Origin of the sequence: Kluyvera ascorbata (assembly GCF_023195735.1) — a bacterium.
Classification (GTDB): Bacteria; Pseudomonadota; Gammaproteobacteria; order Enterobacterales; family Enterobacteriaceae; genus Kluyvera; species Kluyvera ascorbata.
Genome location: NZ_CP096201.1, coordinates 4429261 through 4443763 on the forward strand (window position 1 = coordinate 4429261; position 14503 = coordinate 4443763).

11 protein-coding genes are annotated in these 14503 nt (G+C 56.5%); 6 read left to right on the top strand and 5 right to left on the bottom strand.

Features of this window, described 5'->3' with window-relative positions:
- Positions 1 to 52 precede the first annotated feature (52 nt).
- A complete protein-coding gene (mgtA, locus tag MY052_RS21150) occupies positions 53 to 2761 on the bottom strand; it encodes a magnesium-translocating P-type ATPase (protein WP_248537821.1) in 2709 nt (902 codons plus the stop codon).
- Positions 2762 to 3115: 354 nt separating this feature from the next.
- Here mgtA and treR point away from each other — a divergent pair, with 354 nt between their 5' ends.
- The 6 genes from treR to nrdG all read left to right on the top strand — a co-directional run bounded on the left by treR (position 3116) and on the right by nrdG (position 10729).
- Positions 3116 to 4063 carry a trehalose operon repressor TreR gene (gene treR / locus MY052_RS21155; RefSeq protein WP_248537822.1) on the top strand — a complete coding sequence of 316 codons (948 nt, stop codon included), beginning with the start codon at positions 3116 to 3118 and terminating at the stop codon, positions 4061 to 4063.
- Between the two features lie 193 nt (positions 4064 to 4256).
- Positions 4257 to 5678, top strand: a complete 1422-nt coding sequence (gene treB / locus MY052_RS21160) for a PTS trehalose transporter subunit IIBC (RefSeq protein ID WP_035892770.1) — start codon at positions 4257 to 4259, stop codon at positions 5676 to 5678.
- Positions 5679 to 5734: 56 nt separating this feature from the next.
- Positions 5735 to 7378: an alpha,alpha-phosphotrehalase gene (treC, locus tag MY052_RS21165; RefSeq protein ID WP_248537823.1), complete on the top strand. Its 1644-nt coding sequence runs from the start codon at positions 5735 to 5737 to the stop codon at positions 7376 to 7378.
- Between the two features lie 396 nt (positions 7379 to 7774).
- Complete coding sequence (gene nrdD / locus MY052_RS21170) at positions 7775 to 9913, top strand: anaerobic ribonucleoside-triphosphate reductase (RefSeq protein WP_248537824.1); 2139 nt, start codon at positions 7775 to 7777, stop codon at positions 9911 to 9913.
- 36 nt (positions 9914 to 9949) lie between these two features.
- Positions 9950 to 10264 (top strand): hypothetical protein, encoded by a 315-nt coding sequence (locus MY052_RS21175; RefSeq protein ID WP_248537825.1) that lies wholly within the window; start codon positions 9950 to 9952, stop codon positions 10262 to 10264.
- The gene (gene nrdG, locus MY052_RS21180; protein WP_035892766.1) at positions 10265 to 10729 is read left to right on the top strand and encodes an anaerobic ribonucleoside-triphosphate reductase-activating protein; all 465 of its coding nucleotides are present in this window, start codon (positions 10265 to 10267) and stop codon (positions 10727 to 10729) included.
- Between the two features lie 3 nt (positions 10730 to 10732).
- Here nrdG and MY052_RS21185 read toward each other — a convergent pair whose 3' ends face one another.
- From MY052_RS21185 to MY052_RS21200, 4 genes are all read right to left on the bottom strand, one after another.
- The gene (locus MY052_RS21185; RefSeq protein ID WP_202216672.1) at positions 10733 to 11017 is read right to left on the bottom strand and encodes a type II toxin-antitoxin system RelE family toxin; all 285 of its coding nucleotides are present in this window, start codon (positions 11015 to 11017) and stop codon (positions 10733 to 10735) included.
- Complete coding sequence (locus MY052_RS21190) at positions 11007 to 11249, bottom strand: type II toxin-antitoxin system RelB/DinJ family antitoxin (RefSeq protein ID WP_035892763.1); 243 nt, start codon at positions 11247 to 11249, stop codon at positions 11007 to 11009. Before MY052_RS21190 ends, MY052_RS21185 begins: the two co-directional genes overlap by 11 nt.
- 77 nt (positions 11250 to 11326) lie before the next feature.
- Entirely contained in the window at positions 11327 to 13237 is a 1911-nt protein-coding gene (locus tag MY052_RS21195; protein WP_248537826.1) for a BglG family transcription antiterminator, read from the bottom strand.
- A 22-nt stretch (positions 13238 to 13259) separates the two neighbouring features.
- Complete coding sequence (locus MY052_RS21200) at positions 13260 to 14411, bottom strand: lactonase family protein (RefSeq protein WP_248537827.1); 1152 nt, start codon at positions 14409 to 14411, stop codon at positions 13260 to 13262.
- Positions 14412 to 14503: the final 92 nt, after the last annotated feature.

Below are 14503 nucleotides of genomic sequence, written 5' to 3' on the forward strand. Positions count from 1 at the left end.
TCCCGGCGGCGCTTCGCTTGGCCGGGCTACGCTAGACAGAGCACCTCACCGCTTACTGCCAACCGTAACGGCGAGTGAAGAACCCTTTCACCATCTGCGTGAAGGTCATGTAGCCCACCAGAATCGCCACCAGCCACGGGAAGTAGCTCAGCGGCAGCGCTTCTAATTGCAGATAGCTTGCCAGCGGTGAGAACGGCAGCGCAATACCAATCGCCATCACCAGCAGCGTCATAGCGAACAGTGGCCATGCGGCGCGGCTCTGCACGAACGGGATGCGGCGGGTACGAATCATATGCACAATCAGCGTCTGCGACAGCAGCCCTTCAATAAACCAACCGGACTGGAACAGCGTCTGCATTTCTGGCGTATTGGCCTTAAATACCCACCACATCAGGCAGAAGGTCAGAATGTCAAAGATGGAGCTAATTGGCCCGAAGAACACCATAAAACGGCCCAGATCGGCCGGATTCCAGCGCTGCGGTTTACGAATCTGTTCGTCATCCACGTTATCGAACGGCAGCGCCACCTGGGATACATCGTACAGCAGGTTCTGAATCAGTAAGTGTAACGGCAGCATCGGCAGGAACGGCAGGAAGGCGCTGGCCACCAGCACGCTGAAGACGTTACCGAAGTTAGAACTAGCGGTCATCTTGATGTACTTGAGCATGTTCGAGAAGGTACGACGACCTTCGATCACGCCTTCTTCCAGAACCATCAGGCTCTTTTCCAGCAGGATGATATCGGCCGCTTCACGGGCGATGTCCACCGCGCCGTCCACGGAAATACCAATATCCGCCGCGCGTAGCGCTGGCGCATCGTTGATGCCATCGCCCATAAAGCCCACCACGTGCCCTTCGCGTTTCAGCAGGGTTACGATGCGCTCTTTATGCATCGGCGTCAGGCGAGCAAACAGCGTGGTACGTTGGGCAAGCTTCGCGAGCTCGTCATCGCTCAGGTGCTCAATTTCGCTGCCGACAATCACGTCACCCGCATCCAATCCCACTTCGAGGCACACTTTCGCCGCCACCAGTTCGCTGTCGCCGGTGAGAATTTTCACGGTGATGCCGCTCGCCTTGAGCGCTTTAAGCGCAGGCGCCGTGGTCTCTTTCGGCGGATCGAGGAAGGCGATGTAGCCTTCGAGGATCAGGTCAGACTCATCGATACGCTGATAGTCCCCTTCACGCGCTGGCAGGAATTTGCTTGCCACCGCGACCACGCGCAGCCCCTGACGGTTCAGGGTATCGGTCACGCGTTTGATGCGGCGCAGCATGCTCTCGTCGAGCGGCACAATCTCGCCGTTGTGGTAGACCTGAGTACAGACGTTCAGGATTTCCTGCAGCGCCCCTTTGCAAATCAGCTTATGTACGTCCGGCTTTTCACTCACCACCACCGACATACGGCGGCGTTCGAAATCAAACGGGATCTCATCCACTTTCTGCCAGGCAGTAGACAGCTCGCGGGCCGCCACTTCATCTACCCCTTCCAGTACCGCGGTATCCAGCAGGTTTTTCAGCCCGGTCTGATAGTGGCTGTTGAGCCACGCCGTTTGCAGCACGCGCTCGCTCACCTTGCCGGAGATATCGGTGTGGTTCTCCAGCACGATTTTATCCTGGGTCAGCGTACCGGTTTTGTCGGTGCAGAGGATGTCCATCGCGCCAAAGTTCTGAATCGCGTCGAGGTGCTTAACGATAACTTTCTGTTTTGACAGCTTCACCGCCCCGCGCGCCAGCGTCGAGGTGACGATCATCGGCAGCATTTCCGGCGTCAGGCCAACGGCGACGGAAAGGGCAAACAGCGCCGCTTCCCACCAGTCGCCTTTGGTATAGCCGTTGATAACTAATACAATCGGCGCCATCACCAGCATAAAGCGGATCAGCAGCATGCTGACGCGGCTGATGCCTTTCTGGAAGGCGTTCGGCTCGCTCTCCTGCTCGCTCACGCGACCGGCCAGTTGCCCGAACCAGGTGTTGGCCCCGGTGGCAATGACCATCGCCTGCGCGGTGCCGCTCACCACGTTGGTGCCCATAAAGCACAGGGTGTCGCACTCGAGCGGATTGGTTTGATCCGGCTCGCGGGTCTGCGCCACTTTCTCAACCGGTAAGGATTCGCCGGTCAGCGATGCCTGAGCCACAAACAGATCGCGCGCCTGAATCACGCGCAGGTCAGCCGGGATCATGTCCCCCGCCGCCAGTTTGATAATGTCGCCCGGCACCAGCTGGTCGATAGGCAGTTCCACCCAGCTGCTCTCGCCCTTATCATTGATAACGCGCAGCACCGTCGCGGTGTTGCTCACCATCGCTTTCAAGGTGTCCGCCGCTTTGGTCGAGCGGGCTTCCTGGACAAAGTTCAGCAGTGTGGAAATGCCCACCATCAGCACAATAACGACCGCCGCGAACAGATCTTCAGTGGCGTAAGAGACGGCTGCCAGCACGGTCAACAGGATGTTGAACGGGTTACGGTAACAGAGCCACAGATGCACCCACCACGGCTGCGGCTGCTGCGCGGGCAGTTTGTTTTCGCCGTGCGTAGCGCGCGCCTGCTCAACTTCCGCGGCGTTCAACCCTTCTGGATGGGTGTTAAAGGTTTCCCACAATTCCTGCTCGCTGAGATGCGCCATTTTCAGGCACTGTTCGCTGAGGGATGGCGGAATAGGCGTGTGAGCAACGCTTTGCTGAGAAGGCATTGGATCGCGCTGTACCAGACGGCGCGGCAGATGGCGGCCAAGCTGCGCGAACAGCTGCCGGGTGAAATTTTTCAGCATACAAAAGTCCTCCGCAGTCGCCAGAGACAACCGCAGACAGGCCTGCGGGCACAGTTAATCTGTACCGTATAGGCACTTCATTTTTATTGCAGGGACATTAAGACGTGTCACTGCCTCACATCATCGGCAAGGCAGCGAAAGCTGGCTTACCGGAAAGTTACTCTCCAGTTGGAGAGACGGGTGGGATCGGGATCCATACAGCCTCCGGTAAGATTGATAGTAGAAAACGCCGCGGATTATACGCAGAAATTCATAAGGTTTGTGACAATTAGAGCGATATAATAACGTCAGGCAATTCAACGGTACATCAACCATCAGGTTGGTGGCATAAAATATTCACGCGGGGCAACTATTATGGAAAATCGGCTGACTATTAAAGATATCGCTCGCCTGAGCGGTGTCGGGAAATCAACCGTCTCCCGCGTGCTGAATAATGAAAACGGCGTTAGCGACCGCACCCGCGAACGCGTCGAAGCGGTGATGGCGCAGCACGGCTTCTCCCCTTCTCGTTCAGCGCGCGCCATGCGTGGGCAAAGCGATAAAGTGGTGGCGATTATCGTCACGCGCCTGGACTCACTGTCGGAAAATCTAGCGGTACAAACCATGCTGCCCGCCTTCTACGAGCAGGGCTACGACCCTATCATGATGGAAAGTCAGTTCTCGCCAGAGAAGGTGGTCGAGCATCTGGCAATGCTCAAACGCCGCAATATCGACGGCGTGATCCTGTTCGGCTTTACCGGCGTGACCGAAGCTATTCTGGGCGACTGGCACTCGACGCTGGTGCTGATGGCTCGCGATGCCAAAGGCTTTGCCTCCGTCTGCTACGACGATACCGGCGCGATTACGCAGCTGATGCAGCGCCTGTTCGAACTGGGCCACCGCCACATCAGCTTCCTCGGGGTTCCTCCTGCCGACGTCACCACCGGGCAGCGTCGTCACGATGCCTACCAGGCGTTCTGCAAGCGCCACAAGCTCACACCGGTCGCCGCGCTGCCGGGCCTGGCCATGAAGCAGGGTTACGACTTCGCCAGTCAGGTTATCACGCCGGATACCACCGCGCTTATCTGCGCGACCGACACCCTCGCCCTCGGCGTGAGCAAGTACCTTCAGGAGCAGCGTATTGATAACGTCCAGTTGGCAAGCGTCGGTAACACACCGTTGACCAAGTTCCTGCATCCGGAAATTATCACCGCCGATCCCGGCTATGCCGAGGCCGGACGCCGCGCCGCAGAGCAGCTTATCGCCCAAATCAGTGGTCGAAGCGAACCGCATCAGATCGTGATCCCCGCCATTCTGTCCTAAGCTTAACATCAGCTTTAATGTGATCGCCGCAGCGTTTCGGGAACGTTCCCATTTTCCCGAAACCGCAAACCCGTTACGCTAATATTCAGCATATTAATAACGGTTCGATCCTGTGTCCGTCAGATAGCTCGTTAAAAAGAGCGTCTGAAGTGGCGGTATCGGGGAGATCTCACCTCTGTTTTAAGGCCCTATCATGAGCAAAAAAATAGACCAAAAGAACATCGATAAACTTATCGAACTGGTTGGCGGGCGCGAGAACATCGCCACCGTCAGCCACTGCATCACGCGCCTGCGCTTCGTGCTTAACGATCCGGCCAAGGCCTCCCCGAAAGCCATTGAAGAGCTGCCGATGGTTAAAGGCTGCTTCACCAATGCCGGTCAGTTCCAGGTAGTTATCGGCACGGAAGTGGGCGACTACTATCAGGCGTTGCTCGCCACCACCGGACAGAGCGGTGCGGACAAAGAGCAGGCGAAACTGGCGGCCCGTCAGAACATGAAGTGGCACGAGCAGATGATTTCCCACTTTGCGGAGATCTTCTTCCCGTTGCTGCCTGCGCTTATCAGCGGGGGTTTGATCTTAGGCTTCCGCAACGTGATCGGCGACTTGCCGATGAGCAACGGCCAGACGTTGGCGCAGATGCACCCGTCGCTGCAAACCATCTATGACTTCCTGTGGTTGATTGGCGAGGCTATCTTCTTCTACCTGCCGGTGGGCATCTGCTGGTCTGCGGTGAAGAAAATGGGCGGCACACCGATTCTCGGCATCGTGCTTGGCGTAACGCTGGTTTCCCCACAGCTGATGAACGCCTATCTGTTAGGTCAGCAGGTGCCGGAAGTGTGGAACTTCGGCCTGTTTACCATCGCCAAAGTCGGCTATCAGGCGCAGGTTATCCCGGCGCTGTTGGCGGGTCTGACGCTCGGCTTTATTGAGACGCGCCTCAAGCGCATCGTGCCGGATTACCTGTATCTGGTTATCGTACCGGTATGCTCGCTGATCCTCGCCGTTTTCCTCGCTCACGCGATTATTGGGCCATTCGGTCGCTTGATTGGCGACGGCGTTGCTTTCGCCGTGCGTCACCTGTTGACCGGTAGCTTCGCGCCAATTGGCGCCGCATTGTTCGGCTTCCTGTATGCGCCGCTGGTGATTACCGGTGTGCACCAGACCACGCTGGCTATCGATATGCAGATGATTCAAAGCATGGGCGGCACCCCGGTGTGGCCAATGATTGCCCTGTCGAACATCGCGCAGGCCTCTGCCGTCGTCGGCATCATCATTTGCAGCCGTAAAGCTAACGAGCGTGAAATCTCCGTTCCCGCGGCTATCTCCGCCTACCTCGGCGTAACCGAACCGGCGATGTACGGGATCAACCTGAAGTACCGCTTCCCAATGCTCTGCGCGATGATCGGTTCCGGTATCGCTGGCCTGCTGTGCGGCCTGTACGGCGTGCTGGCGAACGGTATCGGCGTCGGCGGCCTGCCGGGCATTCTGTCGATTAAACCAACTTTCTGGGGCGTCTACAGCATCGCAATGATTATCGCCGTCGTTGTACCGATTATTTTGACCATGATGGTCTACAAGCGCAAAGAGAGTCAGGGCACGCTGCCCGTCATGTAAAGCACACCTTCTTCGGGGCGCAATTGCGCCCCTGATTCTTATTAGAGGACAACCCAATGAATACACTGCCTCACTGGTGGCAAAACGGCGTGATTTACCAGATTTATCCGAAGAGCTTCCAGGACACCACCAGCAGCGGAACGGGAGATCTGCGCGGGGTGACATCACGTCTCGACTATCTGCAAAAGCTCGGCGTTGATGCCATCTGGATAACACCATTCTACGTCTCGCCGCAGGTCGATAACGGCTACGACATTGCCAACTACACCGAGATTGACCCCTCTTACGGCACGCTCGACGATTTCGACAAGCTGGTTGCCGAGGCGCATCAGCGCGGAATTCGTATCGTGCTGGACATGGTGCTCAACCACACCTCCACTCACCACGCGTGGTTTAAGGAGTCGCTGAAGAAAGAGAGCCCATATCGCCAGTTCTATATCTGGCGCGACGGTACGCCGGACGCGCCGCCGAACAACTGGCGCTCTAAGTTTGGCGGCAACGCCTGGCAGCGGGACGCGGCCAGCGGCCAGTACTATCTGCACCTGTTCGCCACCGAGCAGGCGGATCTCAACTGGGAAAACGAGACGGTACGCGCCGAGCTGAAAAAGGTCTGCGAGTTCTGGGCCGATCGCGGTGTAGACGGCCTGCGCCTCGACGTTATCAACCTTATCTCCAAAGATCAGAACTTCCCGGACGACTATCAGGGCGACGGTCGCCGCTTCTATACCGATGGCCCGCGCGCCCACGAGTTCTTGCAGGAGTTCAGCCGCGATGTCTTTACGCCGCGCAACCTGATGACCGTTGGTGAGATGTCTTCCACCTCCCTCGAAAACTGCCAGCAATATGCGTCTCTCGACGGCAAAGAGCTGTCGATGACTTTTAACTTCCATCACCTGAAGGTGGACTATCCCGGCGGCGAGAAGTGGACGCTGGCGCGCCCGGACTTCGTGGCGCTGAAATCACTGTTTAGCCATTGGCAGCAGGGCATGCACAACCGCGCCTGGAACGCATTGTTCTGGTGTAACCACGACCAGCCGCGCATCGTCTCGCGCTTTGGCGACGAAGGTGAACATCGTGTCACGGCGGCGAAGATGCTGGCGATGGTGCTGCACGGTATGCAGGGCACGCCGTATATCTATCAGGGCGAAGAGATTGGCATGACCAACCCGCACTTCTCCACGATAGAGCAGTACCGCGACGTTGAGAGCCACAACATGTACAACGAGCTGCTGGCGCAGGGGCGTGATGCCGACGAGCTGCTGGCGATTCTCGCCAGTAAATCCCGCGACAACAGCCGTACGCCGATGCAGTGGGACGCCAGCCCTAACGCCGGGTTTACCACAGGCAAGCCGTGGATTGGCGTCAGCAATAACTATGCGGAGATTAACGTCGAACGCGCGCTGGCAGAGCCTGATTCGGTGTTCTACACCTACCAGCAGCTGATTGCGCTGCGTAAATCCGAGCCGGTGCTGACCTGGGGCGATTATGAGGATCTGCTGCCCAACCATCCGTCGCTGTGGTGCTACCGCCGTCAGTGGCAGGGTCAAACACTGCTTGTGGCCGCAAACCTCAGCGATGAGCCGCAGGCCTGGGAGCCACCGTCAGGCTCCACCGATGGCGAAGTATTGATGAGTAACTACGACACCCCTGCGGGCATGACGCTACGACCGTTTGAAGCCATCTGGTGGCTTCAGCGTTAACCCTCCGGCCCGGCAGCGCCCTGCTGCTGGGCTTCTTCGCATCACGCTGTTTTTTGGTCCTTTTTCGTACATTTATTGCGCAACAAAATTTACATAATCTATAACGCCTGCCATATGTACTCTCGCATTTTTACTTTGTCCTGAATCAATAAAAGCGCAAACATCTTTGATGCAAATCACTACATATAGAACTTAAAATGCGTCCCGGCCCAACATATGGTATTTATCGTCTATCATTGCAACAACGACAATCACGAAAAAGATAGCCGGTATGTGGATAACCTGGGCCACACACGAGGGAAAGTATTGGTTAATGGAGTGATTACGCCAATCGTCGTTTTCCCGCCTCTGTGGATAACCTGTTCTTATAACGTAATGATAAAAATTGGAGTGATCATGACACCGCATGTGATGAAACGAGATGGCTGTAAAGTGCCGTTCAAGTCAGAGCGCATCAAAGAAGCAATTCTACGTGCAGCTAAAGCAGCGGGAGTCGATGACGCAGACTATTGCGCCACCGTCGCAGCAATCGTTAGCCAACAAATGCAGGGTCAGGCGCAGGTTGATATCAACGTAATTCAGACCGCCGTTGAGAACCAGCTGATGTCCGGGCCGTACAAGCAACTCGCTCGTGCCTATATCGAATATCGCCACGACCGCGACAGCCAGCGCGAAAAACGCGGCCGCCTGAACCAGGAAATTCGCGGCCTGGTTGAGCAGACCAACTCAGCGCTGCTGAACGAGAACGCCAACAAAGACAGTAAAGTGATCCCGACCCAGCGCGACCTGCTGGCCGGTATCGTCGCTAAGCACTACGCTCGCCAGCACCTGCTGCCGCACGACGTGGTGATGGCGCACGAGCGCGGTGTTATCCACTACCACGACCTCGACTACTCGCCGTTCTTCCCGATGTTCAACTGTATGCTGATCGACCTGAAAGGCATGTTGACTCAGGGCTTTAAGATGGGCAACGCGGAAATCGAGCCGCCAAAATCCATCTCTACCGCGACAGCGGTTACCGCACAGATTATCGCGCAGGTTGCCAGCCACATTTACGGCGGCACCACCATCAACCGTATAGATGAAGTACTGGCTCCGTTTGTCGCGGCTAGCTTCAACAAGCATCGTCAGACCGCCGACGAGTGGCAAATTCCGAATGCGGAAGAGTATGCCCGCTCTCGTACCGAGAAAGAGTGCTACGACGCGTTCCAGTCGCTGGAATATGAAGTGAACACGCTGCATACCGCCAACGGCCAGACCCCGTTCGTGACCTTTGGTTTCGGCCTCGGCACCAGCTGGGAATCCCGCCTGATTCAGCAGTCCATTCTACGCAATCGTATCGCGGGCCTTGGCAAAAACCGCAAAACCGCGGTGTTCCCGAAACTGGTCTTCGCCATTCGCGATGGTCTGAACCACAAGCCGGGCGATGCCAACTACGACATCAAACAGCTGGCGCTGGAGTGCGCGAGCAAACGCATGTATCCGGACATCCTCAACTACGATCAGGTAGTGAAAGTCACCGGTTCGTTTAAAACCCCGATGGGCTGCCGCAGCTTCCTCGGCGTGTGGGAAAACGAAGACGGCGAGCAGGTTCACGATGGCCGTAACAACCTCGGCGTTATCAGCCTCAACCTGCCGCGCATCGCGCTGGAAGCGAAGGGGGATGAAGCGGCGTTCTGGTCACTGCTGGACGAACGTCTGGTACTGGCGCGTAAAGCGCTGATGACCCGTATCGCCCGCCTGGAAGGGGTGAAAGCCCGCGTGGCGCCAATCCTCTATATGGAAGGGGCCTGCGGCGTGCGTCTGAAAGCGGACGACGACGTCTCCGAGATCTTCAAAAATGGTCGTGCGTCGATTTCTCTGGGCTATATCGGTATCCACGAGACCATCAACGCGCTGTTCGGCAATAAACATATGTACGATAGCGAAATGCTGCGTGAGAAAGGCGTGGCGATTGTTCAGCGTCTGCGCGATGCCGTTGACCAGTGGAAAGACGAAACCGGCTACGGCTTCAGCCTGTACAGCACGCCAAGTGAAAACCTGTGCGACCGCTTCTGCCGTCTGGATACCGCCGAATTTGGCCTCGTTGAAGGCGTGACCGATAAAGGTTACTACACCAACAGCTTCCACCTCGACGTAGAGAAGAAGGTGAACCCGTACGACAAGATTGATTTTGAAGCGGCCTACCCACCAATCGCCAACGGTGGCTTCATCTGCTACGGCGAGTACCCGAACATTCAGCATAACCTGAAGGCGCTGGAAGACGTGTGGGATTACAGCTATCAGCACGTACCGTATTACGGTACCAACACGCCAATCGACGAATGCTACGAGTGCGGCTTTACCGGTGAGTTCGAGTGCACCAGCAAAGGCTTCACCTGCCCGAAATGTGGCAACCACGATGCGGCCCGCGTGTCGGTCACCCGTCGCGTGTGCGGCTACCTCGGCAGCCCGGACGCTCGTCCGTTCAACGCCGGTAAGCAGGAAGAAGTGAAGCGCCGCGTTAAGCACCTGGGTAACGGGCAGCTCGGTTAAGTTCTTTTCACAGCAAGCAAATCAGGAGATCGCAGTATGAATACTTACGAGTTAATCAAAGATGCAATTCTGAATAAAAAGCAAGTAACTGCTATATATGATGGTTACTATCGTGAAATGTGCCCACATGCCTTAGGGACTAAAAATGGTAAGCAACAAGCACTATTTTTCCAATTTGGTGGCGAAAGTAGTAAAGGGAAAATAGATCCATCATCACCTTATAACTGGCGCTGCTTAAGACTGGTTGATCTTGAAGATGTCCAAATCCGCGACGGAGAATGGTATACCGCGGACAATCACAGCAAGGCTCAAACCTGTGTCGATCATATTGAATATGAAGTGCAATTATAAGTGAATTATCATCAATACTATCCTGTCGACATCGTTAATGGCCCAGGAACCCGATGCACCCTGTTTGTCTCAGGGTGCGTTCACGAATGCCCCGGCTGCTACAACAAAAGCACCTGGCGGGTGAACTCCGGCCAGCCGTTTACCGCCGAGATGGCCGACCGCATCATCGCCGACCTGAACGACACCCGCGTAAAGCGCCAGGGGATTTCACTCTCCGGCGGCGACCCGCTGCACCCACAAAACGTACCGGAAATTCTCAAGCTGGTTCAGCGTATTCACGCCGAATGCCCCGGTAAAGATATCTGGGTCTGGACCGGCTATAAGATTGACGAGCTTAACGCCACGCAGATGGAGGTCGTCGACCTTATCAACGTGCTGGTTGACGGTAAGTTTGTGCAGGACTTAAAAGACCCGGCGCTTATCTGGCGCGGCAGCAGTAATCAGGTGGTGCACCACCTGCGTTAAGCGCTACAGCCGTTTATGCGCGTCCCGATAAACGGCTGACCTTTCTCGTTTTCCCACCGCGATAACAAAGACGACCACGACGTCGTCGCGAACCTGATATACCAGGCGATACCCGGATGATTTGAGCTTTATTTTGTAGCAGTCAGGAAATTCATGCAGCCTGGCTGAGGGTATTCGTGGATTCTCTAACACCTTTGCCAAACGGCTTTTAAACTGTGCTTTTACCGTTTCACCGAGCTTATGCCACTCCCGAAGCGCACGAGGATCAAATTCCAGCTCATAGGTCATCCAGGCTAACCTTAATGCCCTTCTCCGGATTAGCCAGACGCTCGCGAACGCTTTGCAGCAGCGCCTCTTCGCTATCGCTAATGGTCACCGTTTTTACCGGCATGCGCCCATTTTCGGCAACGTACTGAAAGAGAAGACGAACGGCTTCGGTTGGCGTGATATCGAGTTTTTCCAGCACGGCATAAGCCTCTTTTTTGAGATTATCGTCCAGTCGGACGTTGAGCGTGGCCATTATGCCTCCAGAAAACGTAAAGATGTAATGCATTATAGCATTACATCTGAATTACATTACTTTCTGGATAACGCCTCTCAAAACCGGCTGACGCACTCCATCGCCACCGCTTTAAACTCATCAAAGCTGCGGGTTGCCGACAGGCGCGTCATGGCGCGTTCGCGCAGGAAAGTGACGAAGATATCGTAGATAGCCATCGCCTCTTCATACTCGCTTTTACTGATCGCCAGCAGGAAGATGATGTGGGCAGTTTCATCACCCCAGGCGATACCCTGTGGGGCAATGACGGTGTAGACCACGGTTTTTTGCGCCAGCAGCCCCAGGGCGTGCGGCAGCGCGATGCCATCGCCGAGCATGGTACTGACAATGGCTTCACGCTCCACCACCGAGGCGTGAAACGCTTCATCGACAAACCCTTCCTGCTCAAGCTGCTGGCAGAGTTCGGCGAACAGCGTCTGCTGGTCCATCGGCCCGTCAATCACCCGAAAATGCGCGGCGTCGAAGAACTTATTCAGCATCCATGGGCGCGTACGGTCGACCAGCACCAGCTTGCCAATCTGGTCCAGCTGATAATCCGTGGGGAACGGTGAAATGGTGACGACCGGCTTCTCTTTTTCACTGATGCGCACCGTTGAAATGACAAAATCTTCGCTCACGCTCGCCAGCTGTTCGTACTCGCGCTGAGAAAGCGTAGCGGCAATCTCCACCTGCGGATATTTGCGCTGCAAAATGGCTTCAATCACCCGCACCATGGCGTTACCGGCATCGCACACCAGCAGCACTTTTGGCTGGCGCTGGTAGCCGATATTGTAGTGTCGCTCTAGCCCCACGCCGATGTGCAGCACCAGAAAACCGATTTCGTTTTCACTGATGGTATACGGCGTATATTTCCCCCAGCTTGAAACCGCCGCCAGCGTCATATCCCACGCCATCGGGTAATGCTGCTTGATGTTATCGAGCAGCGGGTTGGGGATCATAATCTGGTAGCGCACGCGGGTGATCATGGTTTTGATGTGGGTCAGCAGGTCCGCGTGCAGCTGCGCGTCTTCCAGCAGGTTGTAGTTATACTGCTGATTGATATAGCGCAGGATGTAGTTTACCAGCGCTTCGTCATCGTCAGCGCTGATGGTTTCCGGGTCGACGTCCTGTACCTGGCGAGCGGCAAGATGCACGCACAGCCAGGCTTCCTCGGCCTGAGAGAACGGTTTTCCAGTCAGTTTTTGCAGCGCGTTCGCCACGTCATGAGCCACATCACGCACGTTCTGCGCGACCTCTTCGGCGCTGAAATCCGCCAGCGGATAACCTCCGCTTACGCGACGAGCGGCGACCGCGCCGTACAGGCAGATAAAGCGCTCACCCACGTCGGTAAGGCGCACGCGATGGCGCACCAGCGTCTCTTCCAGTACCGCTTCCAGCGCGGCGGGCACGCTATCATCAAACGCTTCCTGGCGGATCATCGGATTCAGCGGCCCCTGCTGGCTGAGCTCCCACAGCAGGTCGGTAAGACAGGCGCGAATCGACACCTCGCTGCCGAACAGCTTCATGCCGTGACGCGGGCGCGTCTCCAGCGTTAGCTGGTAACGCTGAAAGCGTTCGCGAACGTCGACCATATCGCCCTGTAGCGTCGCCCGGCTGACAAACCATTCGTCGGCGAGATCTTCGAGCTTGATGGAGAATGCCGAAGTCAGAAAACGCACCAGCAGAAAGTGAATGCGATCCTGGGCGGTACGGGGAATGTGCTGCGGCTTGGGCGCGGTTGCTTCAAGCTGCTGATAGCGAGAAGGATCGTCAATCTTCAGTTGATAACCGCTGCCGCGGGCCAGGACAAACTGCGCGCCGTGATGCATCAGCAGCTCGTTTAAAGCGGTGATATCGGCGCGTACGGTGCGGGTCGAAACCGACAATCGCTGCGCCAGTTCGTCCTGCGGCAGCGTTTCGTTTTGCAGCAGAGTAAAGAGTTGCGCTAAACGTTGATTGGGAAATCTCATGTCGGTTCCTTCCTGTTACGGCTTAAGGTTGGGCAGAAATCACCATCTGAGATGGGCTGCCAACCGGGGTGTAGTCCGGGGAGAACGTCAGTTTTCCGTCCTTCGGCGCTACGCTAAATCGGGTGATATTGTCGCTACGCTGATTCATCACATAGAGCCAGTGCCCTTGCTTATCCAGCGTTAACGTTCGCGGATAGTCGCCACGCGTCCAGATGTCATCCTGGTGTTTCAGGCTGCCATCGGCCATCACGGTAAAGTGGGCGATGCTGTTGTGTAAGCGGTTAGCGACGTACAGCTGCTTGCCGTCCTGGCTTAATACCAGACCGGCGGCAAAACTGGTGCCTTTGTACTCTTTCGGCAAGGCAGAGACCGTTTTCCCTTCGCGCAGCAGTCCGCTCTGTTTATCGAGGTGATAAAACGTCAGCGTGGAAGCTTCTTCATTAATCAACCATAGTCCATCCCCGGCAGGGGTGAAGACAAAATGTCGCGGCCCCGCTCCGGCGGACGACGCGGCGATAAACGGCGGGTCGTTCGGCGTCAGTTTGCCGCTGGCGCTGTCCATCCGGTACTGGTAGATCCTGTCGAGCCCCAGATCGGTGGAGAAGACAAACTTCCCGCTCGGATCGGCCGAGATCATATGCGCATGCGGGCCGTTATGATCGCTGACGGCAAAGCTGCCTTCAGCCGCCGCAGCCGGTCGCGCGGCACCTGCGGGCCCTTGATCCTGATGTACATCGACCGCGTCACCCAGGCTGCCGTCCTCTTTCACCGGCAATACGGCAATCGAGCCGCTCACGTAGTTGGCGACCAGTAGATGGCGGCCATCTGGGGTCAGCGAGAGATAGACCGGGCCCGCGCCGCCGGAAGCCACCTGATTCAGCTCGCTAAGCTCGCCGCTGGCGGCAATGCGCCACGCCTGCACCACGCCTTTTTCAACTTCACTGGCGGCATACAGGGTTTTGCCATCCTGGCTGACGGTCAGCTGCGCGACGTTCGGCAGCGAACTGACGAGCGCTTTATCGCGCAGCTCACCGGTTTTTCCATCGACGGTAAAACGGTACAGGCCTTCACCGTTAGGGTTGTAGGTACCCACACAGGCGTACTGGGTTTGCGCGGCGGCGCTGGCGGCAAGCAGAGAGAGTGAAGCAACAAGCAGGTGACGAGCGGTTGGCATGGTGACTCCTTGATGGTTCGGTGGGGGTTTTCCCCCTAACCCCGGCCCTCTCCCCACAGGGCCGGGGTTAGGGGGAAAACCGGGTGGTCCCC